General features: G+C 63.1%; 19 protein-coding genes. 10 read left to right on the forward strand and 9 right to left on the reverse strand.

Translation table 11 applies throughout. The annotated features are described in order from the left end of the window. Positions 1-31: 31 nt before the first annotated feature. From AC6H0R_RS08910 to AC6H0R_RS08925, 4 genes are read right to left on the reverse strand one after another with little or no spacing between them, the layout of a single operon-like run. Positions 32-673 (reverse strand): 3'-5' exonuclease, encoded by a 642-nt coding sequence (locus AC6H0R_RS08910; RefSeq protein WP_497581014.1) that lies wholly within the window; start codon positions 671-673, stop codon positions 32-34. After that, positions 670-2,565, reverse strand: coding sequence for a DUF294 nucleotidyltransferase-like domain-containing protein (locus AC6H0R_RS08915; RefSeq protein WP_497581015.1), 1,896 nt, complete (start codon positions 2,563-2,565; stop codon positions 670-672). Before AC6H0R_RS08915 ends, AC6H0R_RS08910 begins: the two co-directional genes overlap by 4 nt. 27 nt (positions 2,566-2,592) lie before the next feature. Next, positions 2,593-4,005, reverse strand: a complete 1,413-nt coding sequence (locus AC6H0R_RS08920) for a PhoH family protein (protein WP_497581016.1) — start codon at positions 4,003-4,005, stop codon at positions 2,593-2,595. A gap of 38 nt (positions 4,006-4,043) precedes the next feature. Next, a complete protein-coding gene (locus tag AC6H0R_RS08925; protein ID WP_497581017.1) occupies positions 4,044-4,502 on the reverse strand; it encodes a peroxiredoxin in 459 nt (152 codons plus the stop codon). 146 nt (positions 4,503-4,648) lie between these two features. Between AC6H0R_RS08925 and AC6H0R_RS08930 the strand changes: the two genes are divergently transcribed. From AC6H0R_RS08930 to thrC, 6 genes are all read left to right on the forward strand, one after another. Then, positions 4,649-5,443, forward strand: coding sequence for an undecaprenyl-diphosphate phosphatase (locus AC6H0R_RS08930; RefSeq protein WP_497581018.1), 795 nt, complete (start codon positions 4,649-4,651; stop codon positions 5,441-5,443). Between the two features lie 138 nt (positions 5,444-5,581). Further along, entirely contained in the window at positions 5,582-6,883 is a 1,302-nt protein-coding gene (locus tag AC6H0R_RS08935) for a pyridoxal phosphate-dependent aminotransferase (protein WP_497581019.1), read from the forward strand. Between the two features lie 45 nt (positions 6,884-6,928). Then, entirely contained in the window at positions 6,929-8,239 is a 1,311-nt protein-coding gene (locus AC6H0R_RS08940; protein ID WP_497581020.1) for a homoserine dehydrogenase, read from the forward strand. A 275-nt stretch (positions 8,240-8,514) separates the two neighbouring features. Continuing rightward, entirely contained in the window at positions 8,515-11,118 is a 2,604-nt protein-coding gene (locus AC6H0R_RS08945; protein ID WP_497581021.1) for a putative bifunctional diguanylate cyclase/phosphodiesterase, read from the forward strand. 74 nt (positions 11,119-11,192) lie between these two features. Beyond that, positions 11,193-12,254: a DUF3080 domain-containing protein gene (locus AC6H0R_RS08950; RefSeq protein WP_497581022.1), complete on the forward strand. Its 1,062-nt coding sequence runs from the start codon at positions 11,193-11,195 to the stop codon at positions 12,252-12,254. An 83-nt stretch (positions 12,255-12,337) separates the two neighbouring features. Further along, positions 12,338-13,771 carry a threonine synthase gene (thrC, locus tag AC6H0R_RS08955; protein WP_497581023.1) on the forward strand — a complete coding sequence of 478 codons (1,434 nt, stop codon included), beginning with the start codon at positions 12,338-12,340 and terminating at the stop codon, positions 13,769-13,771. A 182-nt stretch (positions 13,772-13,953) separates the two neighbouring features. Here the strand turns inward: thrC and AC6H0R_RS08960 are convergent, their stop codons facing one another. The 5 genes from AC6H0R_RS08960 to AC6H0R_RS08980 all read right to left on the reverse strand — a co-directional run bounded on the left by AC6H0R_RS08960 (position 13,954) and on the right by AC6H0R_RS08980 (position 18,840). Continuing rightward, positions 13,954-14,298: a nuclear transport factor 2 family protein gene (locus tag AC6H0R_RS08960; RefSeq protein ID WP_497581024.1), complete on the reverse strand. Its 345-nt coding sequence runs from the start codon at positions 14,296-14,298 to the stop codon at positions 13,954-13,956. Positions 14,299-14,643: 345 nt separating this feature from the next. Further along, positions 14,644-15,660: a zinc-dependent alcohol dehydrogenase family protein gene (locus AC6H0R_RS08965; RefSeq protein WP_497581025.1), complete on the reverse strand. Its 1,017-nt coding sequence runs from the start codon at positions 15,658-15,660 to the stop codon at positions 14,644-14,646. A 132-nt stretch (positions 15,661-15,792) separates the two neighbouring features. Then, positions 15,793-16,095 carry an ArsR/SmtB family transcription factor gene (locus tag AC6H0R_RS08970; protein WP_497581026.1) on the reverse strand — a complete coding sequence of 101 codons (303 nt, stop codon included), beginning with the start codon at positions 16,093-16,095 and terminating at the stop codon, positions 15,793-15,795. 352 nt (positions 16,096-16,447) lie between these two features. Beyond that, the gene (gene nadC, locus AC6H0R_RS08975) at positions 16,448-17,296 is read right to left on the reverse strand and encodes a carboxylating nicotinate-nucleotide diphosphorylase (protein WP_497581027.1); all 849 of its coding nucleotides are present in this window, start codon (positions 17,294-17,296) and stop codon (positions 16,448-16,450) included. A 26-nt stretch (positions 17,297-17,322) separates the two neighbouring features. Continuing rightward, positions 17,323-18,840: an NAD(P)H-hydrate dehydratase gene (locus AC6H0R_RS08980; protein WP_497581028.1), complete on the reverse strand. Its 1,518-nt coding sequence runs from the start codon at positions 18,838-18,840 to the stop codon at positions 17,323-17,325. Between the two features lie 213 nt (positions 18,841-19,053). Here AC6H0R_RS08980 and tig point away from each other — a divergent pair, with 213 nt between their 5' ends. The 4 genes from tig (at position 19,054) to lon (ending at position 24,916) form a co-directional block, all read left to right on the forward strand. After that, the gene (gene tig, locus AC6H0R_RS08985) at positions 19,054-20,361 is read left to right on the forward strand and encodes a trigger factor (protein WP_497581029.1); all 1,308 of its coding nucleotides are present in this window, start codon (positions 19,054-19,056) and stop codon (positions 20,359-20,361) included. 22 nt (positions 20,362-20,383) lie between these two features. Then, positions 20,384-21,019, forward strand: a complete 636-nt coding sequence (gene clpP / locus AC6H0R_RS08990) for an ATP-dependent Clp endopeptidase proteolytic subunit ClpP (protein WP_497581030.1) — start codon at positions 20,384-20,386, stop codon at positions 21,017-21,019. 17 nt (positions 21,020-21,036) lie between these two features. After that, positions 21,037-22,305, forward strand: a complete 1,269-nt coding sequence (clpX, locus tag AC6H0R_RS08995; RefSeq protein WP_497581031.1) for an ATP-dependent Clp protease ATP-binding subunit ClpX — start codon at positions 21,037-21,039, stop codon at positions 22,303-22,305. 202 nt (positions 22,306-22,507) lie between these two features. After that, on the forward strand, positions 22,508-24,916 hold the full coding sequence (gene lon / locus AC6H0R_RS09000; RefSeq protein WP_497581032.1) for an endopeptidase La: 2,409 nt from the start codon (positions 22,508-22,510) through the stop codon (positions 24,914-24,916). The last annotated feature ends 43 nt before the right edge of the window (positions 24,917-24,959 follow it).

The following is a 24,959-nucleotide window of genomic DNA, read 5'->3' on the forward strand; positions in this document are numbered from 1 at the left end:
AGCCGCAATGCATGCGAATGTCGTTATTTTCTCAACGGGTGACGACGGCCCGTAGCGAGGCTTCGAGGTCGGCCAGTGCATGCGGGGATCTGCGCCCTTCGGCCAGCGCACGCGACTGCAGCGCCAGCAACAGGCGGGCGAGCACCCAGGCGTCACCGAGTGCGTGGTAGCGCTGGAAGGTGCCCAAGCCCAGGCTGTCCATCCATTGCGCCAGCCGCACGGGCTTGGCGTGTGCTTCGCCAAACAGCGCCGGCAGCAGCCAGTACAAATCAAGCCACAGCCATTCTGGTGTGATGCCCAGATGTTGCCGGAAGGCGCGTTCAAGCAGGGCACGGTTGAGTTCGGCGTTGAACACCACGACCGGCCCGGAACCGACGAAGCTGATCAGTTCGGTGAGATGCGTCTCGGCCGCGTCATCAAGCACGGCATGAAGGCTGTGCGCGGGGTCGATGCGCCCGCCCTCAATGGCGATTGCAGCGACCGACTGCAGGGTGTCGCGGTCTGCGCTGACGCCACTGGCGCGGGTGTTGAGGACGACATAGCGGGTTTCGCTGTGGGTGCGGTCGAGACTGGCCGGCGGCAGGCTGCTCCAGTGCGCCAGCGCTTCGCGCAGATCTGCCGGTAGTGCGGATTCCTTGCGGCGGCCCGGCAGGAGTCGGCTGAGCCATTTCATAGCTGGTAATCGAGCTTGAGCTGCAGTTGCAGCTTGCGAGCCTGCCGGAAGGCTTCCTTGAGGATGCGGCGGTCCAGCTCGTTGAGGTCTTCAGGCCGCACGCAGTTGTCACCGGGGGCGTCGTGCTCGGTGTCCAGATGCTGGGAGCGCAGACGCAGCAGCTGGATGAAGTGGAAGCCATCAATGATGGCCGAGATCTCCTCGCTGCGAATGCCCATCTTGGCGCCGGCCTGGCGCAGGCGCTGGGCGGTACTGCTGGCGCCGACCTCGGAACGCAGGGCGAAAATGCGTGCGGCATCGACGAACAGCCGGGCGCCGGACTTCTTGAGGTCGATCAGGCCGTCTCCGTCGACCACAAAGTCACGGAAGCGCCCCAGCGGCGGCGTGACCTTGAGCGCGTTCTCGGCCATCAGTCGCAGGAAGGTCTGGTTCTTGCGCGCAGCTTCACCGAGCCAGTCGCGCAAGGCCTCGCCGTGGCGTTCGTTGCCGGCCAGTACGCGGAAGTCGAAATAGATCGAGGCGTTTAGCAGCGCCTGCGGCTCGGGCGTGCGAATCCACTTGGCGAAGCGTGTCTGCCATTCATCCAGGGTCAGGCACAGCTCGGGGTTGCTGGCCATGATGTTGCCCTTGCACAGCGGAAAACCGCAGGCGGCAAGATGCTGGTTCACGTCCCCGGCAAAGGCCAACAATTTCTTGCGCAAGGCATCGATCTGCGCGTCAGGGGCGCTGAACAGCAGGCCGTTGTCTTGGTCGGTCGATAGCGTCTGCTCGTGGCGACCTTCGGAGCCGAAGGCAAACCAGGCGTAATCGACGTCCTGCAGACCGTGGCGTTGGAGTTCGATGTCAATGATGCGGCGGGTGAGCGCGTCGTTCAGTGCAGAGATGAACTGCGTGAGCTGTTCCGCGGCGATGCCCTGGGCAATCAGATTGAGCGCGAGCTGCCGGATGTCGCGCGCGGCACGTTCTAGGGCATCGATGTCGGACGCGCCATCGATGCTGGCGCGGATCTGACGCAGGCTGATGCGCTGCAGCGAGAACAGGTCTCGCTCGGACACCACGCCGGCGGCGTGCCCCTGGCTATCCACCACAACCAGATGCTGGATGCCGTGCGTGGCCATCTCCAGCGCGGCGTCGTAAGCCGTGGCGGTAGTCGGCACCGTGAATGGCTGTTTGGTCATCAGCGATTCGATCGGCGCGGCCAGATCGGCCTCGGCGAGCACCACGCGCGGGATGATGTCGCTCTGCGTCAGGATGCCTACCGGGCGGCGCTCGGGGTCGACCACCACCATGCAGCCGATGTGCTTCTCGGCCATCTGCTCAAGCACGGTACGCGTCGGCGTATCGGGCGGGACGCTGATCAGTTCGTGCGCGAGCAGGCGTCCGAGTGAGGTCGTCATGGTCTGCTGTTCGGCGGCGCGCTGCGTGAAGGTCACCTGCAGCTGCTGACGTGACTGGCCCAGCAGGCTGGCGATGAAGCGTGTGCAGAACAGATGGAACTCGGGGCTCATCTGCATCAGCGCCAGAAAGTCGGCGGCGGGCAGCTCGTAGAGGTAGCTGTCCTCGATGGCGGTGTAGGTGTTGGTGGTCGGGCGCTGTGCCGAGAGGGCACCGATCGGGAAGCATTCGCCGGCGCCCAGCGTGAGGGTCTCGTAGTCGCTGCCGGCCAAGGAACCGTGTTGTAGCGCCTGAACGCTGCCGCGTTCAATGATGAAGAAGTGCCGCGGCGGACCCATTTCGGGGGTCAGGATCTCGCTGCCGGCGGGGTGGTGGCTGAGCTGTACGCGCTCTGCCAGAAACTGCAGCGCTTCCGGCTGCAGGGTGTCGAACGGCGTATAGCGCCGGAGGAATTCGAGGTTGGCACTGGCCAGCATCTGTGGAGCGGTCTGTTCCATCGGATTCCTCCGGTGTGCGGGTTGCGGCTACAAGACCTCGGCCGCGTGATCCGCCAGTCGCGAGCGCTCACCACGTTGTAGCGTGATGTGGCCCGAGTGTGTCCAGCCCTTGAAGCGGTCGACCACGAAGGTCAGACCCGAGCTGCCTTCGGTCAGGTAGGGCGTGTCGATCTGCGCGATGTTGCCCAGGCATACCACCTTGGTGCCGGGGCCGGCGCGCGTGATCAACGTCTTCATCTGCTTGGGCGTGAGGTTCTGCGCCTCGTCGATGATCAGGAACTTGTTGATGAAGGTGCGCCCGCGCATGAAGTTCAGACTCTTGATCTTGATGCGGCTGCGAATCAGGTCGCGCGTGGCCGCGCGGCCCCATTCGCCGCCCTCGCCGGTGGTCCCGTTGAGCACGTCGAGGTTGTCCTCCAGTGCGCCCATCCACGGCGCCATCTTCTCTTCCTCGGTGCCGGGCAGGAAGCCGATGTCCTCGCCGACCGGCACGGTGACGCGGGTCATGATGATTTCGGAGAAGCGCTTGGTCTCCAGCACCTGCGTGAGGGCCGCGGCCAGCGTGAGCAGGGTCTTGCCGGTGCCGGCCTGACCGAGCAGGGTGACGAAATCGATCTCCGGGTCCATCAGCAGGTTCAGCGCGAAGTTCTGCTCGCGGTTGCGGGCGGTGATGCCCCACACGCTGTTCTTGCTGTGGCTGTAGTCGGTCAGAGACTCGATCTCGACCGTGTTCCCGCGCTTCTCGCGCACCCAGGCCTGCAGCGGGCTGTCGCCGTCCTGATAGAGAAACTCGTTGAGCAGCAGGTCAGCCGCCAGGGGACCACGCAGCCGGTAGCGGGTATGGCTCTCTTCCTTCCATGACTCCATGCCTTTGGCGTGGGCGTCCCAGAAGTCGGCGGGCAACTCGCGCGAACCGGTGTACAGCAGGTCGCTGTCTTCGAGCACCTTGTCGTTGAAGTAGTCCTGCGCTTCGATGCCCAGCGCGCGGGCCTTGATGCGCATGTTGATGTCTTTCGACACCAGGATCACCGGCCGGCCCGGGTGGGTTTCGGCCAGATGCATCACCACCGCGAGGATCTGGTTGTCGCCCTTGACCGTCGGCAGAGCCTCGGGCAACTGGAAGTTGATGGCTTCGGCCTGCAGGAACAGCTTGCCGCTGGCCAGACCGTGCGAGGGTTCCTCGAGTGCGATGCCCTCACGGATGCCGTCTTCCGAGGACGACACGATCTCGTCCATGGTCCGACTGGCCTGACGGGCATTGCGTGCAACTTCGGACATGCCCTTCTTGTTCGAATCCAGCTCTTCGAGCGTCATCATGGGCACGTAGATGTCGTGCTCCTCGAAGCGGAAGAGGCTGGTCGGGTCGTGCATCAGCACGTTGGTGTCGAGGACGAACAGCTTGGACTTGGAGGCAGACTTGCGGGCGGCGCGCTTGGTCATTCGAGTGGTCTCTCGGGAGTGCCTTGTGGGCGAAAGGGTTACAGGGCCTGCACGGCAGCAAGAACCTCGGCCGCATGGCCGGGGACCTTCACACCGCGCCACGCCTGCGCGATGTTGCCCTGTGCGTCGATCAGGAAGGTGGAGCGCTCGATGCCGCGCACCTGCTTGCCGTACATGTTCTTCAGCTTCATCACGCCGAAGGCCTCGCAGGCGACTTCCTCGGGATCGGAAATGAGCTCGAAGGACAGTTCCAGCTTGGCCTTGAAGTTCTCGTGCGACTTGATGCTGTCACGGCTGACGCCGAATACCTTGCAGCCGGCTGCGGCGAAGTCGCCATGGAGATCCCGGAAATCCTTGCTCTCGTTGGTGCAGCCGGGCGTGCTGTCCTTGGGGTAGAAGTACAGCACGACCTTGCTGCCGCGCAGCGCCGAGAGGCTGACGCTGTGTCCACCGGTGGCGGGGAGGCTGAAGTCGGGGGCAGGGCTGGTGTCGCTCATTGCGGCTCCGTTTCTTGTTGTGTGTGGCACCAGCGTAGCGGACATTCCACGACATTGACAATCGTTGCATTTGGCCTTGTGCCGGCTGCCGCGAGCGCCGGCAGCATGGGCTATCATGCTCGGCTGATCCTGTTTGCGGAGCCCCGGTGGACACCTTTCAGACCGTCATTCTTGCGCTGATCCAGGGGGTCACCGAGTTTTTGCCGATTTCCAGCTCGGCGCATCTGATCCTGGTGCCGGTGCTTACCGGCTGGCCTGATCAGGGGCTGGCTTTCGACGTGGCCGTACATCTGGGCACACTGGCGGCGGTGGTGGTGTATTTCCGCCACGAGCTGGTGCGCATGACGACTGCCGGCTTCGGCTCGTTGGCCGGGCGCTGGACGCCGGACGCGAAGCTCGCCTGGGCGGTCGTGCTGGGTACGCTGCCGGTCGTGTTCTTCGGGCTGGTCGGCAAGTCCTTCATCGAGACGGCGTTGCGTGGTCCGGTGGTCATCGGTGTCACTGCAATCCTGTTTGGCCTGGTGCTGTGGTGGGCCGATGCGACCGGCAAGCGTCGGCGCGACGAATTCACCATCGGCTGGCGCGAGGCCGTCTTTGTCGGTCTGGCGCAGGCGCTGGCGCTGATTCCGGGTACTTCACGTTCAGGCATCACGATCACCGCCGGGCTGATGCTGGGCCTCACGCGCGAGGCCGCCGCGCGCTTCTCCTTCCTCCTGTCGGTGCCGACCCTGCTTGCCTCCAACGTGTTGGTCGGGCGCGATCTGCTGGCCTCGGATGCGCCGGTGGCGTGGGGTACGCTGACTCTTGGCGCGCTGGTCGCGGGCGTGTCGGCCTATCTCTGCATCGGTCTCTTCATCCGGCTCCTGTCACGCACCGGGATGCTGCCCTATGTGATCTATCGGGTGGTACTGGGTGTGGTACTGCTGGCATTGTTCTGGTGAAGCCCGAACAGCCGCAAATTGCCGGAAACCCGCGGCTTCGGTACCATTGAAGCCTTTTCCGCACGACGGATCCGGCCTTTCGCGCCCGGGCAGTCCAGCAGACCTTTAGCGCGACCTCATTCCCATAGGACGGGCACCATGACTGTGACCAGCAAACTTTCGCTTGCACCGGTTTCGCCCGCCGAGGCCGGGCTGGTCGGCGCCGGCCCCGAGGGGCGTGCGATCCGCAAGTCTTTGAAGCTCGCCGATGTCTGTTACGACATCCGTGGCCCGGTGCTCGAACGCGCCCGCCAGATGGAGGACGAGGGGCATCGCATCATCAAGCTGAACATCGGCAATCTGGCCTCGTTCGGTTTTGACGCGCCCGAAGAAATCCAGATGGACATGATCCGCAATCTGCCCAATTCCTCGGGCTATTCGGACTCCAAGGGCATCTTCTCTGCGCGCAAGGCAGTGATGCACTACACCCAGCAGAAGAACATCAAGGGTGTGGACATCGAGGACATCTATCTCGGCAACGGCGTGTCCGAGCTGATCGTGATGGCCATGAACGCGCTGCTCAACGCCGGGGACGAAGTCTTGGTGCCGGCGCCGGATTACCCGCTGTGGACCGCCGCGGTGAGCCTCTCGGGCGGGCGCCCGGTGCATTACCTGTGCGACGAGGGCAACGGCTGGCTGCCCGACATCGCCGACATGCGCGCGAAGATCACCGCCAACACCCGCGCCATCGTGGTCATCAACCCCAACAACCCGACCGGCGCGCTGTACCCCGACGCGGTGCTCAAGGACATCATCGCGCTGGCCCGAGAGTTCGATCTGATCCTGTACGCCGACGAGGTCTACGACAAGGTGCTGTACGACGGCGCGGTGCATACCTCGCTGGCGGCGCTGTCGGAGGACGTGCTGACGATTGTCTTCAACGGCCTGTCGAAGAACTACCGCTCCTGCGGTTACCGCGCCGGCTGGATGGTGGTGTGTGGCGACAAGCGTCGCGCGGGTGACTACATCGAAGGCCTGAACATGCTGGCCTCGATGCGCCTGTGCGCCAACGTGCCGGGCCAGTACGCCATCCAGACTGCGCTCGGCGGTTACCAGAGCATCGACGACCTGGTGGCCGAAGGCGGACGCATGCGGCGCCAGCGCGATCTGGCCTATGAACTGATCACGGCTATCCCCGGCGTTACTTGCGTCAAGCCCAAGGCCACGTTGTACATGTTTCCGCGGCTCGATCCCAAGGTGTACCCGATCGAGGACGATCAGGCCTTCATCGCCGAATTGCTCGAGGAAGAGCGTGTGCTGCTGGTGCAGGGCACCGGCTTCAACTGGCCGAGTCCGGACCACTTCCGGGTCGTGTTCCTGCCGCATGAAGACGACCTGCACGACGCCATCGGCCGCATCGCCCGTTTCCTCGAAAGCTACCGCAAACGTCACGGCACCTGAGCGCGCTTGAGCGGCGCTGCATTTCCAATCCTTTTCCGGCAGAACATGAAACCAATCAACGTAGGTCTTCTCGGCATCGGCACCGTCGGCGGTGGCACTTTCAACGTACTCAAGCGCAACGAGGAAGAAATCTCCCGCCGCGCCGGCCGTCCGATCCGCATCAGCGTGATTGCCGACAAGAACCTCGAACACGCCCGTCGTGTGGCCGGTGAGGGCGTGCGCATCACCGATGACGCCTTCTCGGTGGTGGCCGATCCGGAAGTGGATATCGTCGTCGAGCTGATCGGCGGCTACGGCATCGCGCGCGAGCTGGTCATGAACGCGATTGCCAACGGCAAGCATGTGGTCACCGCCAACAAGGCGTTGCTGGCCATGCACGGCAACGAGATCTTCGAAGCCGCGCAGCGCAAGGGCGTGATGATTGCGTTCGAAGCGGCCGTGGCCGGCGGCATCCCCATCATCAAGGCGCTGCGCGAAGGCCTGTCGGCCAACCGCATCGAATGGTTCGCCGGCATCATCAACGGCACCACCAATTTCATCCTGTCGGAAATGCGCGACAAGGGCCTGCCCTTTGATGAGGTGCTGAAGGAAGCTCAAGCCCTGGGTTACGCCGAAGCGGATCCGACCTTCGATATTGAGGGCGTAGACGCGGCGCATAAGGCCTCGATCATGAGCGCCATCGCCTTCGGCGTGCCGATGCAGTTCGGCGCCGCCCATGTGGAAGGCATCTCCGACCTGGAAAGCGTCGATATCGCCTATGCCGGCCAGCTCGGCTACCGCATCAAGCTGCTGGGCATCGCCAAGATGCGCCCGGAAGGTGTTGAATTGCGCGTGCATCCCACGCTGGTGCCGAAAGACCGCCTCATCGCCAATGTCGAAGGCCCGATGAACGCGGTGCTGGTGCACGGCGACGCCGTCGGCCCCACGCTGTATTACGGCAAGGGCGCCGGTGCCGAACCGACCGCCAGTGCGGTTATTGCCGACCTCGTTGATGTCACGCGGCTCCACACCGCCGACCCCGAGCACCGCGTGCCGCACCTGGCTTTCCAGGCCGATCAGGTGCACGACGTCAAGGTGCTGCCGATCGAGGACGTCATCACGTCCTACTACCTGCGCATGCGCGTCGACGACAAGCCCGGCGTGCTCGCCGACATCACGCGCATCCTGGCCGACAGCGGGATCTCCATTGAGGCCATGATCCAGAAGCAGGCCGAAGAGGGCGAATCGCGCACCGACATCATCATGCTCACGCACCGCACGGTGGAGCGGAACGCCAATGCCGCGATCCGTCAGATCGAGGCACTCAACGTGGTGCGCGGCCAGATTCGCCGTTTGCGCATGGAGAGCCTGCAGTAAGCCCTTCCGGCGTACATCCCCGGAAAGCCGCGGCCACGCCCGCGGCTTTTTTCTTTGCTGCGTCGTTCCAGTACCACAGCTGCGTTGCGGGATATCGACACTGGCAGAATGGTTTTGGTGCACGTTGCCGACAGGTGTCGTATCGTCGCGTTGCCTCCCCACAAACAGCCTGTTTGATGAACCCAAGCCGAAGCAGAACCCGCGTGCGCGCCACAATGCCGGATAAGCCGGTTTCTGTACGGCCGGCGTCCGCAGTCATATGGCTGTCGGGCGCCTTGTTGCTTCTGCTCGGGGTGCTGGGGGCGTTTCTGTTGGCGGCGCATCGTCAGGCGGTTCAAACCGCTACGCTGACGACCAGCAATCTGGTGCAGGTCATTGAGTCCAGCCTCTCCAACGACTTCGAGCGTATCGAAGGGCTGCTGGCCTTTATCGAGCGTGAAATTGCCTCGCAACGCCAGCTGCGGGACGCCGGGCGTGAAGAAGTCCGTGATGTCCAGTTTTTGCTGCAGCGCCTTGAGGGCAGCTTCGAAAAGATCGCAGCGCTCAATGTTTTTGATGCCGATGGCCGACTGGTGGCCTCTTCGCGGCCCGTCGAGGGCGCGGTCGAGATCGGTGATCTGGTCCATTTTCGCGGGCTGCGTGACGACCCTGCAGCCCGCGTGGCGTTTTCCGTAGTACGGGTGGCGGGAACCACCGGACGCCGCTCAATTGCGATGGCCTACCCGATGCGTGATGCCTACGGACGCTTTCGCGGGATTGTCGGGGCCGTGATGGACATCGACGCTATCGGCGAGCTGTTCCGCAGCATTGACGTCGGCAAGGGCGGGGTCGTGTTGCTGCGCCGAAGCGATGATCTGACCTTGCTGCAGCGACAGCCGCCGCTGAACGAGAGCGACTTCAATCAGCCACTGCCACCCGAAAATCCCATCCGTCAGCGTGTCGAATCCGGGGAGCGCGCCGGTACGCTGCGCTACACGGCCAGTACCGACGGCATGGAGCGCATCGGCAGCTTTCGGGTCATGGAGCGCTATCCGTTCTACGTGCAGGTGGCGTTCGCCGAGTCGCATTATCTGGCTGCGTGGTGGAATGAAGTGCGGGCAGTCGGCGCGGTGGCCTTGATCATGCTCGGCGCTTTCGGCTACGCCATTGTGCGGCTCAAGCGCGATGACCGGGCATTGCTGCATATCGCCCACTTTGATGCACTGACCAATCTCCCCAACCGGGTACTGCTGGCAGACCGTCTCGGGCAGGCCATGTATCGGGCAGAGCGCGGTGAGCGACAGCTCGCGCTGGCCTATCTCGATCTGGACGGTTTCAAGGAGATCAACGACCGGCACGGTCACGGCGTTGGCGACAAGCTGCTGGTGGAAGTCTCGCGACGCATGAAGACGTGCTTGCGCGAGGGCGACACGGTGGCGCGCGTCGGGGGCGACGAGTTTGTCGTGGTGCTCTCCGACGTGCGTACGCCGGCAATCTGCATGAGTCTGGTGCGGCGGCTGATTGCAGCCATCGACCGGCCAGCCGAGGTCGGCGGGCTGAATCTGCATGTGACGAGCAGTGTCGGCATCACCTTCTATCCGCAGCGCGAGCCGGTCGAGGCCGAGCAGTTGCTGCGTCAGGCCGATCAGGCCATGTATCAGGCCAAGCTGGCCGGTCGCAATCGTTTCCACGTGTTCGACCTGGAGCAGCATCAGTTGCTGCGTGGTCAGCACGAGCAGCTCAAGCGCATTGCCCTGGCGCTCAAGCGCGAGGAGTTCGTGCTGCATTACCAGCCCAAAGTAAACATGCGCAGCGGCGAGGTCGTGGGCGTGGAGGCCTTGCTGCGCTGGCAGCATCCCGGCGAGGGGCTGTTGTCACCCGCACAGTTCCTGCCGGTGATCGAACAGCACCAGCTGGAGATCGACGTTGGCGAATGGGTGATCGAGGCCGCACTCAAGCAGGGCGAGAAGTGGCAGGCAGAGGGGATGGGCCTGCCGGTCAGCGTCAACGTGTCTGCGCACTTTCTGCAGCACCCGGCCTTTATGCAGCGGCTGGAGGCCGCGCTTGCGCGTCATCCCGCATTGCCGGCTGGCTGGCTGGAGCTGGAGGTGCTGGAGAGCAGTGCGCTGTCGGACGTGTCGCGCGCTTCGTCGGTCATCGAAGCGTGCACCCGCTTGGGTGTGCGGGTGGCGCTCGACGATTTCGGCACCGGCTACTCCTCGCTGGCCTATCTCAAGCGACTGCCGGCCGATGTGCTCAAGATCGACCAGGGCTTTGTGCGCGACATGCTGCACGACCCGGATGATCTGTCGATTCTCGAAGGCGTTCTCGGTCTGGCCCGCGCGTTTCGCCGGGAAGTCATTGCCGAAGGGGTGGAAACCCTGGAGCACGGTCTGCTGCTGCTGCACCTGGGGTGTGAGCTGGCACAGGGCTACGGCATTGCACGCCCGATGCCCGGAGGCGAGATCGCGCAGTGGCGGCTGAACTGGCGACCCGATGTGGCGTGGACCGAGGCACGGGCGCTGGATGCCAACGGTCTTGCCTTGTTGCGATCCGGGGTCGAGCAGCGTGCCTGGCTGTCGCGCCTGCAAAGCTGGTTCGAGCACGGGGAGGGCGCGGTGCCGGAAACCGGGCTGCAGAACTGTCGCTGTTGCGAGGGGGTCGAGCTGTGGGGGGCTGGCGCGGGCCGGGAAGTCGGCGAGGTGGCCGCGCTGCACCGGCAGATGCACGACGTGGCCGGCGCCCTGGTAGCACACGTGCTGGCGGGCGAGACCGAACGGGCAGGACGTTGTCTGGTCGATCTGCAGGCACTCGACGTGCGCTTCGTGGCCGACATGGCCGTGCAGTTGCGGCGCACCGTTCATGGCTCGCCGCTGTCTGCGAATCCCTTTCCGGTGTGAGCGGATGTTGTCCGCCGAACCGCTAGCGGTTGGCGGCGGTCAACCCGACTGAGCCCCGTTTCCTGTCAACCGTCATGCCCGCTCCCCGCAGATTGTTCGTGCTGTTCCTCGCGGCCTGGATGCTAGCCGGGTGCGATCCGTTTGCGTCTCCCGAGGGCATGTTCGACGAGTACGTCGAGCGCAGCGCACGGGTGCTCGACGGCGAAGCCGAGCTCAGTCCCGTCCCTACCGTCGCCCAGTTGCCGCGCAGACGTGAGCGCGTGAGTGACATTCCGGCGCTTGACGTGAGCATGCTGGACTTTCTCGGCTTGTATGGCTGCGAGCTGCAGCATGTCGTCGGTGAGCGTAATTCGATCATGGGGCGGGTCATGCATCCGGCCACGGTGCTCGACTACGAAGTGCGCTTTCTGCGCGCAGCCGCGGAGTGTGTGGAGCAGGTCGAGAGCGAAGCGCTGGCGGCGCGCATTGGCGAGATCATCGAGGCCAAACGCGCGCAGATTCCGGATGCGGCGTGGAATGCCGTGTGGGGAACGAGCGAAATCGAGGATTTTCTGACGCGCTCGCGCGGCGCGCTGGCCGTGGAACCGGACCGCGACATGGCCAGCACCCTGGCGGCAGACCTGCGTGCGCTGGTCGATGTGGTCGGGCGCGTGCAGGGGGGCGATGTGACGGTGGATGTGAAGGCGCTCGACGGCGTCTACCAGCGCTGGCACGCGCGGCCGATGGCCGGGCAGGTCTTGCGTGGCGCGGTGTTGGCGACGACGCGGCTGGATGATGCGTCACGCCTGATCGAGGCGCGGCTCGGGGATCGCCCGATGTGCGCCAGGCCGGACGTACAGCCGCGCGCGGCGGAGAACATGCGTGGCATGTTCATGAGCGTGTACGTGGGTCGCGTACAACCCTATCTGGCCGATCTGCAGCGCGTGCGGCGCGAGCTGATGCCGCCGCTGCGCGCGCTCGCGGCGATTGGCGGGGGGCGTCGCGAGGCGGTTGTCGCCTACGCTCGCACGACGCTTGGGGACGAGGATGAGCAGAGTCTGTGGCGGCGTTTCGATCTTGCCGTGGCACGCCATACCCGCGCCTGGCAGGATCTGCTCGGGCAGTGCGGTATGCGGCCAGGCCAGGAAACCGGATGAATGCTGGCCCGTGCATTGGACAGCGGCGGCAGTGGGCGGGATAATCCGCGGCTGTCTTTTCGTCGGCTTTTCAGGAAACTCCCGTGAAATACCTCTCGACACGCGGCCAGCCCGCCGGCCCCGAATTCTGCGACATCCTGCTTGGCGGGCTTGCCCCGGACGGCGGCCTGTACCTGCCCGAATCCTATTCGCAGGTGACGCGTGCCGAGCTCGACGCCTGGCGCACGCTCTCGTATGCGGAGCTGGCCTTTGCGGTGCTGTCGAAATTCATCACCGACATTCCGCCGGCTGACCTGAAGGCCATCTGCGACAAGACCTACACCGCGGACGTTTACCGCCATGTGCGCGATGGCGCCGATGCGCGCGACATCACGCCGGTCGCGTGGCTGGAGCCTGGTCGTCTGGCCCTGCTGGAACTGTCCAACGGCCCGACGCTGGCTTTCAAGGATATGGCCATGCAGCTGCTTGGCAACCTGTTTGAATACGTGCTGGCCAAGCGTGGCGAGGAGATCAACATCCTCGGCGCGACCTCTGGCGACACCGGCTCGGCAGCCGAGTATGCGATGCGCGGCAAACGCGGCGTGCGTGTGTTCATGCTGTCGCCGCACGGGCGCATGAGTGCCTTCCAGCGGGCGCAGATGTATTCGCTGACGGACCCCAATATCTTCAATATCGCTGTCACCGGCATGTTCGACGACGCGCAGGACATCGTCAAAGCGGTGTCGAACGATGCCGCGTTCAAGGCGAAAAACCGCATCGGCGCGGTGAACTCGATCAACTGGGCGCGCGTCGCGGCGCAGGTGGTGTACTACTTCAAGGGCTATTTCGCGGCGACGCAGAGCAACGATGAACAAGTCGCCTTCTGCGTGCCGTCGGGCAACTTCGGCAACATCTGCGCAGGCCACATCGCGCGCCAGATGGGCTTGCCGATCGGACGCCTGATCCTCGCCACCAACGAGAACAACGTGCTCGACGAATTCTTCCGCACCGGCGTCTATCGCCCGCGTGCAACGGCCGAGACACACGTTACGTCGAGCCCGTCGATGGACATCTCCAAGGCTTCCAACTTCGAGCGCTTCGTGTTCGATCTGGTCGGGCGCGACCCGAAAGTGGTGGCCGAGCTGTGGCGCGAGGTGGATGCCGGTGGCGCCTTTGACCTCAACGAGACGCCCTACATCAAGCGCATGCCGGATTTTGCGTTTACGTCGGGCAGCAGTTCGCATGCCGACCGTCTCGCGACCATCCGCAAGGTGTGGGAGGAATACGGCGTGATGATCGACACCCACACTGCCGACGGCGTAAAGGTTGCGCTGGAGAACCTCTCCGACGACATGCCGATGGTGGTGCTCGAAACCGCCCAGCCGGTGAAGTTTGCCGAAACCATTCGCGAGGCCCTGGGCCGGGAGCCGATCCGCCCGGATGGCTTCGAGGGCATGGAAGACCTGCCGCAGCACGTCGAGGTGATGGCGCCGGATGTGGCCGCAGTCAAAGCGTTCATCTTGAAGCACCTCAACTGACAGAAGTGCAGAAAGAGCCACCGCGAGGTGGCTCTTTTTTATTCTGGGCCGATGATTTCCAAAACCCCATCCGGCTTTCTCGCCGCCGATCCGCCTCAACGTACGTCGGATCGAGAGCGCCGCACGCACGCAAGCGTGCCGATCAGGGACAAGGTGTTCGACCCCGCTCGCTCAGCACTTCGTCACCCTTCAGCAATGATCGTGAAGCTCGCGGTTTGCCGCGTGACCAGTCCATCGGATACGACAAATGTATCGGTTCCGAATTCGACTTTTGATGTGGCAGATTTGCATGCCCATTCCACGTAAGCCAAGTCTTCGTGTATCACCGCCGCGTCCGTACTCCATGTCGCATCGGGCAGCGCCTTGAAGAGCTCTGCGTACATCGACGCGATTTCTTGCGGGCCGACGTAGGTACTGCCATTGACGATGAGCACGGCGTCCCTCGCATAGTGGGTGGAAACCTTGTCAGCGTCTTGTTCGCCGAGAGCGGCTTCATGGCTGGCGAGGACTTGTTCAGTAGTAGGCATGATTGTCTCCGGTAATCGCTTGGCGGACGGCAGGTTGCCCGATGAGCGAAATGTCCGCCACCCGCGTTGAAATCAAAGTTCCACCAAGAAATGTCCGCAGGCGTGGGCGCTCGAATCCGGAGCCGAGTCACGTCCTCGACGGCGCTGGTTCTCAGCGGTTTGTCTTTGGAGCTTCCAGTTCAAACGCACGTCCTGGGGGCGTCTCCGGTGCTGCCTGCATACCGGCGTGAGGTCATCTTTCTCGAAGGCAAGGAAGAAAGCGGCGCGCTTTGAAAAGTGTTCCTGGCGATGGAGTCGGTATGACTCCATGACCCTGGCGGGGTGTCCCGCCAGGGTGCCTCTCGATCAAGCAACCGAAATCACCACTTTCCCGCGCAGCCGCTTGCCACCCACCTCACCTTTCTCCAACGCGGCGTGAGCCTCCGGGATCTGGGCCAGCGTGAACCGGGCACCAACCACAGGGCGGATGCGGCCAGTCTCAAGCAGCGTCTTGAGAGCCTGCAACTTGCCTCGGTTCTGACGCGTGAAGACGAAGTGGTACTCGGCGTTCACGCCCCATGCCGCGACAAGGTTCTGTGGCGTCGCCAGATCGACCAAAGTAACGACTCGGCCGCCGTCACCGAGGACGTGAGGGGACTGGCTCAGCGTCAGGCCCCCGATCGTGTCCAGCACCACATTCACTCCTTTGCCATCCGTCAAGCGGGCAATCTCGTCGATGTAGTTTGTGCTGGTGAAGTCAATGGCGTGATCTGCCCCCAGTTGGCGAACAAATTCCAGATCATTGCCTCGGGCCGTTGTATAGACGATGGCGCTCATTGCTTTGGCCAGTTGAATTGCGATGGAGCCGACACCCCCGGCGCCACCATGAATCAGGACTGACTCAGCAGGACTCAACTTCGCCCGCGTGACAAGGGCTTCCCACGCCGTTCCTCCCACGAGGGTCATGGAAGCAGCTTCTTCGTGCGACAGATTCACTGGCTTGTGCGTCACCAATGCTTCCGGCACGACGTTGTACTCCGCGTACGAGCCCCCTTTGGGGCCGAAGATCTTGGGCGTGTAAAACACCTCGTCGCCCACTTTGAAGTCCCTCACGCCGGGCCCGACCTTCTCGACCACCCCGGAAACGTCATGGCCGGTGATGGCGGGCAGGGGAACATATTCGGGATAGTCACCTCGGCGAATCTGGTAGTCGAGGGGGTTGATGGCAGTGGCAATCACACGCACCAACAGCTCATCGTTATCTACTGCCGGAATGGCCACATCTTGCAGCTCGAAGCTGTCGTGACCGCCAAACTTCTTGAGAATCATCGCTTTCATTTCACTACCTCTTATCAAATGGTTGGGATCGAGCAGGTGCTCCATCCTGTTTTGCGTTCGTTAGGGCGTTTGAACGACTTTGAGCGGCGAACTGCTTGAACCGCCGTTTCTTGAATGCTTTTCTTGTTTCTAAAAAAAGGGATATCGGGAAATAACGATATACAAAGACAAAAAAAACTACAGATCTTCTCCTATGGCCTTGGCGATCGCTCGGATCGTTGCTTCATTCCGCTTGTAGTACGTCCATTGACCGATGCGCCTCACTTCAACCAAACCCGCTCGATGAAGCGTCGCGAGATAATCGGACACCGTGGACTGCGACAGTCCAACGCCTTCCTGGATGCTGCTGACGCACACCCCAACGGTGAAAACGTCCCCTTCGTCCTGCGGCGGGAAGCTGTTCACCGGATCTTTCAAACCCTTGAGGATTTCAAGACGGGTGCGGTTCGATAGGGCTTTGAAGACGGTAAGCAGGTCCATGGCGCAACTATATCGATATTTTTCGATATGTCAATACCTGTTTTTTAGTGGCTGCACCGGACGCTGATTCTCTCGGTGCACGCCGCACCCATCTGCGGACATGCATTGCTGCGGTATATATCGGCCGTTGCTCGCGCGGCGATGCTCCCAGCCTGTCGGGCTCACTTTGCTCAGCGTGCTGTGACCGCCCGGAATGTTCCGCCCGCAAGGCTGAAGCACGACACGTGCGATTTCAGTTGCAGGTAGCGCTGGCGAGGGAGTGCAAGCGTGAGCCGTAGCGCCGGCCAGGCAGATGCTGTGTCGACCGGCAATCGGTGCGCCTTTCAAGCGACCGACGGCCGGGCGGGTGCACTTACTCTTCGACGTGCCGCAGCGACAGATCAATGGCGCGCACGTCCTTGGTCAGCCCGCCGATGGAGATGCGGTGTACGCCGGTGTCGGCGATGGCGCGCACGCGATCGAGATTCACGCCGCCCGATGCTTCGAGTTCTGCGCGGTCGTCGGTGATCTCGACGGCGCGGCGCATGGTGTCGAGCTCCATGTTGTCGAGCAGGATCATCTTCACGCCTGCAGCAAGTGCAGTTTCGAGCTGGGCGAGGGTCTCGACCTCGACCTCGATAAACACGTCCGGCGCGGCCAGTTCACGCGCCCGCGCCACGGCCGCTTCGATGCCGCCGGCCGCGATGATGTGGTTTTCCTTGATCAGGATGCCGTCGTACAGGCCGACACGGTGATTGCAGCCGCCGCCGGTGGCAACCGCATATTTCTGGGCCAGGCGCAGCCCGGGCAGGGTCTTGCGGGTGTCGACGATCTTTGCACGGGTGCCGGCAATGGCGTCCACATAGCGACGCGTGACAGTGGCCGTGCCGGACAAGAGCTGCACGAAGTTCAGTGCGGTACGTTCGGCGGTGAGCAGCACGCGCGCGTTGGCGACGATGTCGCACAGTGCCTGGCCCGGTTCCAGCATGTCGCCGTCCTTGGCGTCCCACAGCACGGTTGCGGTGGGGTCGAGTGCGGCAAAGGTTGCGTCGAACCAGGCAGCCCCGCACATCACTGCGGCTTCGCGCGTGATGACGCGGCCACGTGCGTCGGTTTCGAGCGGGATCAGGCGTGCGGTGAGGTCGCCGGTGCCGACATCCTCGGCCAGTGCGGCAGACACGCTGCGCTGGATCTCGATGCGGAGCTGAAGGGCGTTGAGCATGGGGTGGGTGTCCGTGTTGGCGTGAATCAGAGCGCTTCGGGCGCAGGGGCGTTGGCTTCGGTGATCCACGCGTTGAAGGTGGCGCGGGCTGCATCAATGGCTTCGCCGGCGGTCAGTCCGATGGGGCCGACACCGGCGGCGGCCAGCCTGTCGGCAGCCGCGCCGTGCAGGTGCACGGCGGCAATCAGGGCGGCTTCGGGCGGCCAATGCTGCGCGATCAGTGCGGTGATCATACCGGTCAGAACGTCTCCCATGCCGGCCGTAGCCATGCCCGGGTTGCCGGTGCAGTTGATCAGCCAGCGACCGTCGGGCAGGGCGATGATCGTGCCGCAGCCTTTGAGGGCCACCAGCGCGTTGAATCGCTTGGCCAATTCCAGTGCTGAGCCGATGCGATCCTTCTGGACGGTCGCGGAGCTACTGCCGAGCAGACGGCCGGCTTCGGCCGGGTGGGGCGTGAGGATGGTCGGCGCGTGTCGTCCGGCGCAGATCTGTTCGAAGCGATAGTCCTCGGCGATCAGATTGAGCGCGTCGGCATCGAGAATCAGCGGGATCGGCAAGGGCAGGGCTCGGTCGACGACGCGACGCGCCTCGTCGGAGATGCCCAGGCCGGTACCCACGGCACAGACGCCGGCCTGCTCAAGCACTACGGCCGGTGCGCGCAGCATCAGTTCGGGCTGCATGGGGTCTACGCTGGGCGCGTCGCGATCCATCATGCCGACGAAGATGCGTCCGGCGCCCAGCTTCAGCGCTGCGCGCCCGGCCAGCAGCGCGGCGCCGTTCATGCCGCTAGCGCCACCGAGGATGCCGGCATCTCCAAAGCTGCCCTTGTGGGTATTGAACGGGCGCGGCATCAGGTGCTCACGAAACAGCGACGGGCGCACGCGAAGTCCGCCCGCAGGGAGATGGGCTTCGGGGTCGATGTCGAGCCGGTTCACCGTGACCGCGCCGGCATGGTCGGGTCCGTCCAGCGTCAGAAGGCCGGGTTTCAGCGCGAGATAGCTCAAGGTGTGCGTGGCGCGGAAGGCGTAGCCATGCACGCGTCCGGTATCGGCGTCCAGGCCGCTCGGGATGTCGATGGCCAGGCGCGGTCCAGGCAGGGCGTTGAGGCGGGCGATCCAGTAGGCGTAGTGCCCGTCGACGGCACGCTTGAGCCCGATGCCGAACAGTGCATCAACCACCAGCGCCCAGCCTTCGGCGGGAGGTGCGGGAAGATCGCCAAGCGTTTCACCGCCTGCGTCATGCCAGGCTACATAGGCAGCGTGGGCGTCCTGCGGGAGCTGCTCGGCCTTCCCCGCAAAAGCCACGACCACCGGGCGGCGTGCCTGCAGCAGCCGTCGCGCCATGACGAAGCCGTCGCCCCCGTTGTTGCCGGGGCCGCAGGCAATCAGGATGGTGCCGGGGCGATCCATGGTCAGGCGCACCGCCTCCTCGGCGGCGATGCGGCCCGCGCGCTCCATCAGCGAGGGCTCTGCGCTGGCTTTTGCGCGGGCTTCGATGTTGCGGATGCCGGCGACGTTATAGATCGGCTCGGGGGGGGCGAACATGGTGTCTCCGGGGCTGTGGTTGGCGAATTGTAAAGCGCGTGTCCGGTGGCGTCTGCGTCAAGTCTGCGCAAGCCGGAAGGCCGTGGCGGTGTGCTAGAATCAGCGGTTAGCGAAAACCTGGGTGTCTCGGCCCAAGCGCCCGAATCGGGTGGCTTTTTCCCCCGCGTTGCGGTGGCCGGCGCCTGTAACTTTGACCTTGTCGGGAAGCAATTGATGGAAAACAACCAGGAAACTTCGAGCGCGCTGGAGCGCCGCATTGACATGACCGTGGCGGTTGCCGATATCGAGAAGGATGTCGAGGCCCGCCTCAAGCGCATGTCCCGCACGGTGAAGATGGCCGGCTTCCGCCCGGGCAAGGTTCCGATGAAGATCGTGGCCCAGACCTATGGCAGCCAGGCTCGCTCCGAAGCGATCGGTGCCGCGGTGGAGAAGGCCTTCGGCGAGAAGATGCGCGCGAGCGAAGAGCGTATTGCCGGTCAGCCGCGCATCGAGCCGGGTGACAAGGCCGAGGACGGCATGCTGTCCTTTACCGCGATTTTCGAGGTCTATCCGCAAGTGCAGCCGGGTTCGCTGGCTGAGCAGACGCTGGAGCGCCCGGTGTTTGCCGTGGGCGACGCCGAAGTCGACAAGACCATCGACGTGCTGCGCAAGCAGCGCACCCAGTACGAGGCTGTTGAGCGCGCCGCCGCCGAGGGTGATCGTGTGGTGATCGACTTTACCGGCCGCAAGGACGGTGAAGAGTTTGAGGGTGGCAAGGCCGACGATTTCCCGTTCGTGATCGGCGCCGGTTCCATGCTCAAGGATTTCGAAGAGGCCGTGAAGGGCTTGTCCGTCGGTGAATCCAAGACCTTCGAGATGACCTTCCCGGACGATTACCACGCCGAAGCGCTGGCCGGCCAGAAGGTCGAGTTCGATGTCACGCTGAAGACCGTCGAAGGCCCGATCCTGCCGGAAATCGACGAGGAATTTGCACGTGCTCTGGGCGTGGCCGATGGCGACACCAGCAAGCTGCGTGACGAAGTGCGTCAAAACCTTGAGCGTGAGGTCAAGCGTCGCATCCAGGCTCGTGTCAAGGAACAGGTCATGAACGCGTTGATCGCGGTCACGCCCCTCGAAGTGCCGACTGCACTGGTCGAGAGCGAGTCGCAGTTGCTGGCCGACAACACCCGTCGCGACATGGAAATGCGCGGCATGAACATGAAAGACATCCCCCTGCAGAACTCGTGGTTCACCGAGCAGGCCGAACGCCGCGTCAAGCTGGGCCTGATCATGGCCGAGCTGGTCAAGGCCAACGAGCTGTTCGCCAAGCCCGAGCAAGTCAAGGGCGTGATCGAAGACATGGCCCAGAGCTACGAAGATCCGTCCGAGCTGGTGCGCTGGTATTACTCGCAGCCGGAGCGTCTGTCGCAGGTCGAGGCCGTCGTGATCGAGGACAATGTCGTGGAATGGGCGCTGGGCCAGGCCAAGACCTCGGACAATCCGATTTCCTTCGATGAACTCATGGGCAATACTGCTGCCTGAACGCACTCAACACGGGATGATGATGAGCAAAGCCAGCGAAATGCACAGTAACTTTGATCCGCAAGCCCTCGGCCTCGTGCCGATGGTGGTCGAGCAGAGTGGGCGCGGTGAGCGCGCCTATGACATCTATTCGCGCCTTCTCAAGGAGCGCGTGGTGTTTCTGGTGGGTCCGGTGAATGACGCCACGGCCAACCTCATCGTCGCCCAGTTGCTGTTCCTCGAGTCCGAGAATCCGGACAAGGACATCTATTTCTACATCAACTCGCCGGGTGGTTCGGTAACCGCCGGCATGGCGATCTACGACACCATGCAGTTCATCAAGGCGGATGTGTCGACGCTGTGCATCGGCCAGGCTGCGAGCATGGGCTCGTTCCTGCTGGCCGCCGGCGCCAAGGGCAAGCGCTTCTGCCTGCCGAACTCGCGCGTGATGATTCACCAGCCGCTGGGGGGCTTCCAGGGGCAGGCTTCGGATATCGAGATCCACGCCCGTGAGATCCTTTACATCCGCGAGCGCCTCAACGGCATGCTGGCCAAGCACACGGGGCAGCCAGTCGAGCAGATCGAGAAGGATACCGACCGCGACAATTTCATGAGCGCAGAGGCGGCCATGGAATACGGCATCGTGGACCGGGTACTGACTTCGCGCGCCGACGTCTGAACAGCGGAGAGAACGACATGACGGACAAGAAGACGGGTAACGACAAGCTGCTGTACTGCTCTTTCTGCGGGAAGAGTCAGCACGAGGTGCGCAAGCTGATTGCGGGCCCGTCCGTCTTCATCTGCGACGAATGCATCGAGCTGTGCAACGACATCATCCGCGACGAGATGATGGAGAACGTCAGCACCGAAGCCGGCAAGGGCAGTCTGCCGACGCCGGCCGAGATCTCGCGCATTCTCGATCAGTATGTGATCGGCCAGACCAAGGCCAAGCGCAATCTGTCGGTGGCGGTGTACAACCACTACAAGCGCCTGCGCCACATGTCCAACGAGAAGGACGAGGTCGAGCTGTCCAAAAGCAACATCCTGCTGATCGGGCCGACCGGTTCGGGCAAGACGCTGCTGGCTCAGACGCTTGCGCGTCTGCTCAACGTGCCGTTCGTGATGGCCGACGCCACCACGCTGACCGAAGCCGGCTACGTGGGTGAAGACGTCGAGAACATCATCCAGAAGCTGCTGCAGAAGTGCGACTACGACGTGGATAAGGCTCAGCAGGGCATCGTCTATATCGACGAGATCGACAAGATCTCGCGCAAATCCGACAACCCTTCGATTACGCGTGACGTGTCGGGCGAGGGCGTGCAGCAGGCGCTGCTGAAGCTGGTCGAAGGCACGCATGCCTCGATTCCGCCGCAGGGTGGGCGCAAGCATCCCAACCAGGATTTCATCCAGGTCGATACCACCAACATCCTGTTCATCTGCGGTGGTGCCTTCGATGGTCTTGAAAAAGTCATCCGTCAGCGCACCGAACAGGTCGGCATCGGCTTCGGTGCCGAGGTCAAGAGCCGCGACGGCCGTGCCGCGTCCGAGTTTTTCAGCCAGGTGGAGCCCGAGGATCTGGTCAAGTTCGGTCTGATCCCCGAATTCGTCGGTCGTCTGCCGGTCGTGGCGACGCTGGAAGAGCTTGACGAGGATGCGCTGATCCAGATTCTCATCGAACCCAAGAACGCACTGGTCAAGCAGTACCAGAAGCTGTTCTCGATGGAAGGCGTGGAGCTCGAAATTCGCCCGGCGGCATTGCACGCGGTGGCGAAGAAGGCCATTGCCCGTCGCACCGGGGCACGTGGGCTGCGTTCCATTCTCGAAGCCGCGCTGCTCGACATCATGTATGACCTGCCTCAGCTCGAAGGGGTTGAGAAGGTCGTCATCGACGAGGGCACCATCGCGGACGGCGCACAGCCGCTGCTGATGTATGCGGACCAGCCCAAGGTTTCCGGTTCCAACTGAGCGGTTGTCAGGACGGCTTTCCCGGCTTGCACTGGAAGCCGGGCCGTACCTAAGCTGAAGCCTGAAAGGGCTTCAGCCGCCGCGTCATCTGCCGTCAACATCATTGAGATGTTCAAAAGGCGCGCCGACGCCTCCCCGCGAAGCTTGAATTTCCGGTTCCTGCCCCCAGATGGCTAGGACCGCACCCCAGAGGTTACGAATCATGGCTAGCCAGTCCGAAGTTTCCGCCGATCAGAACGTCCTGCCGCTGCTGCCCTTGCGCGACGTGGTCGTTTTTCCGCACATGGTCATTCCGTTGTTTGTCGGGCGTCCGAAGTCCATCAAGGCGCTTGAGCAGGCCATGGAGGGTGACAAGAGCATCCTGCTGGTCGCGCAGCGTTCGGCGGCCAAGGACGAGCCGTCTGCGGATGATCTGTATGACGTCGGCTGCGTCGCCAATGTGCTGCAGATGCTGAAACTGCCCGACGGCACCATCAAGGTGCTGGTCGAAGGCGTACATCGCGCCCATGTGCTGTCAGTGGAAGAGCAGGAAGAGCTGTTCGTCTCGCGTGTCGCACCCGTGCTGGTTGCTGAGGCCTCCGATAACGAAGTCGAGGCCATGCGCCGCGCGATCATCAGCCAGTTCGATCAGTACGTGAAGCTGAACAAGAAGATTCCGGGTGAAATCCTGGCTTCGCTTGGGGGCATCGAGGACGCCGGCCGTCTGGCCGATACCATCGCCGCCCACCTGCCGCTCAAGCTTGAACAGAAGCAGGAAGTGCTGGAAATTTTCGGGACGGATGCCCGTCTTGAAAAACTGCTTTCCCAGATCGAAAGCGAGCTCGACATCCTGCAAGTCGAGAAGCGCATCCGCGGGCGCGTCAAGCGCCAGATGGAAAAGAGCCAGCGCGAGTACTACCTGAACGAACAGGTCAAGGCCATCCAGAAGGAACTGGGTGAGGGCGAAGACGGCGCCGATCTGGAGGAGATGGACAAGAAGATCCACTCCGCCGGGATGCCCAAGGACGCCCTGTCCAAGGCCGAGGCCGAGTTCAAGAAGCTGCGCCTGATGTCGCCGATGTCGGCCGAAGCTACCGTCGTGCGCAACTTCATCGAAACCCTGGTCGGTCTGCCGTGGAAGAAGAAGTCCCGCGTCAGCAAGGACTTGGCCAATGCCGAGAAGGTGCTTGACCAGGATCACTATGGGCTGGAGAAGGTCAAGGAACGCATTGTCGAGTATCTCGCCGTGCAGCAGCGCGTGGACAAGGTCAAGGCGCCGATCCTGTGCCTCGTCGGACCTCCGGGTGTGGGCAAGACCTCGCTTGGCCAATCCATTGCCAAGGCCACCAACCGCAAATTCATCCGCATGGCCTTGGGCGGCGTGCGTGACGAGGCCGAGATCCGCGGTCACCGCCGTACCTACATCGGTTCGATGCCCGGCAAGATCATCCAGAACATGATGAAGGTCGGCGTCAAAAACCCGCTGTTCCTGCTCGACGAAGTCGACAAGCTCGGCCAGGATTTCCGTGGTGACCCCAGCTCGGCTTTGCTGGAAGTGCTTGATCCGGAACAGAATCACACCTTCCAGGATCACTACATCGAGGTCGATTACGATCTGTCGGATGTGATGTTCGTCGCCACTGCGAATACGCTGAATATTCCGGCTGCGCTGCTCGACCGCATGGAAGTCATCCGTCTGTCCGGCTACACGGAAGACGAGAAGACCAATATCGCCATGCGCTATCTCATTCCCAAGCAGATCAAGAACAATGGTCTGAAGGCAGGCGAGATCGAGATCACCGAGCAGGCCGTACGTGACATCTGCCGGTACTACACCCGCGAAGCCGGTGTGCGAAGCCTCGAGCGCGAGGTCTCCAAGATCTGCCGCAAGGTGGTCAAGGCGCTGGTGATGGCGAAGAAGGGCGACAAGATCCAGGTGACTGCCGAGAATCTCGACAAGTACCTGGGCGTGCGTCAGTACTCGTTCGGCATGGCCGAGAAGGAGAACCAGATCGGGCAGGTCACCGGTCTGGCCTGGACCGAAGTCGGCGGCGAGTTGCTCACCATCGAATCCGTCGTGATGCCCGGAAAGGGGGCGATCCAGCGCACCGGCTCCATCGGTGACGTCATGAAGGAATCCGTCGAGGCGGCCCGTTCGGTTGTGCGCAGCCGTGCCCGCAAACTTGGTATCAAGGATGAAGTCTTCGAGAAGAGTGATATCCACATCCACTTCCCGGAAGGCGCTATTCCCAAGGATGGCCCCTCAGCTGGTGCGGCCATCACGACCGCCCTGGTGTCTTCGCTGACCGGAATTCCCGTGCGTTCCGATGTGGCCATGACTGGAGAAATCACCTTGCGTGGCGAGGTGCTGCAGATCGGTGGTCTCAAGGAGAAGCTGCTTGCAGCCGTGCGTGGCGGTATCGCCAAGGCATTGATTCCGGAAGAAAACGTCAAGGATCTGGCCGAGATTCCGGAGAACATCAAGAATGCCATCGAGATTGTTCCGGTACGCTGGTTTGACGCCGTGATGGAGCATGCGCTGGAGCGGCGCCCCGAGCCGCTGACCGAGGCCGAGGCGGCGGCAGTGCCAGCGCAGGCTGCCGACGGTGGGTCGGGTTTGCGCGCACACTAAGCTGCTGCTGCCTCACACCCGCTTACGATGCCGCGCCCAGAGC

The sequence above is a fragment of the Pseudazoarcus sp. NS36 genome, assembly GCF_059703705.1.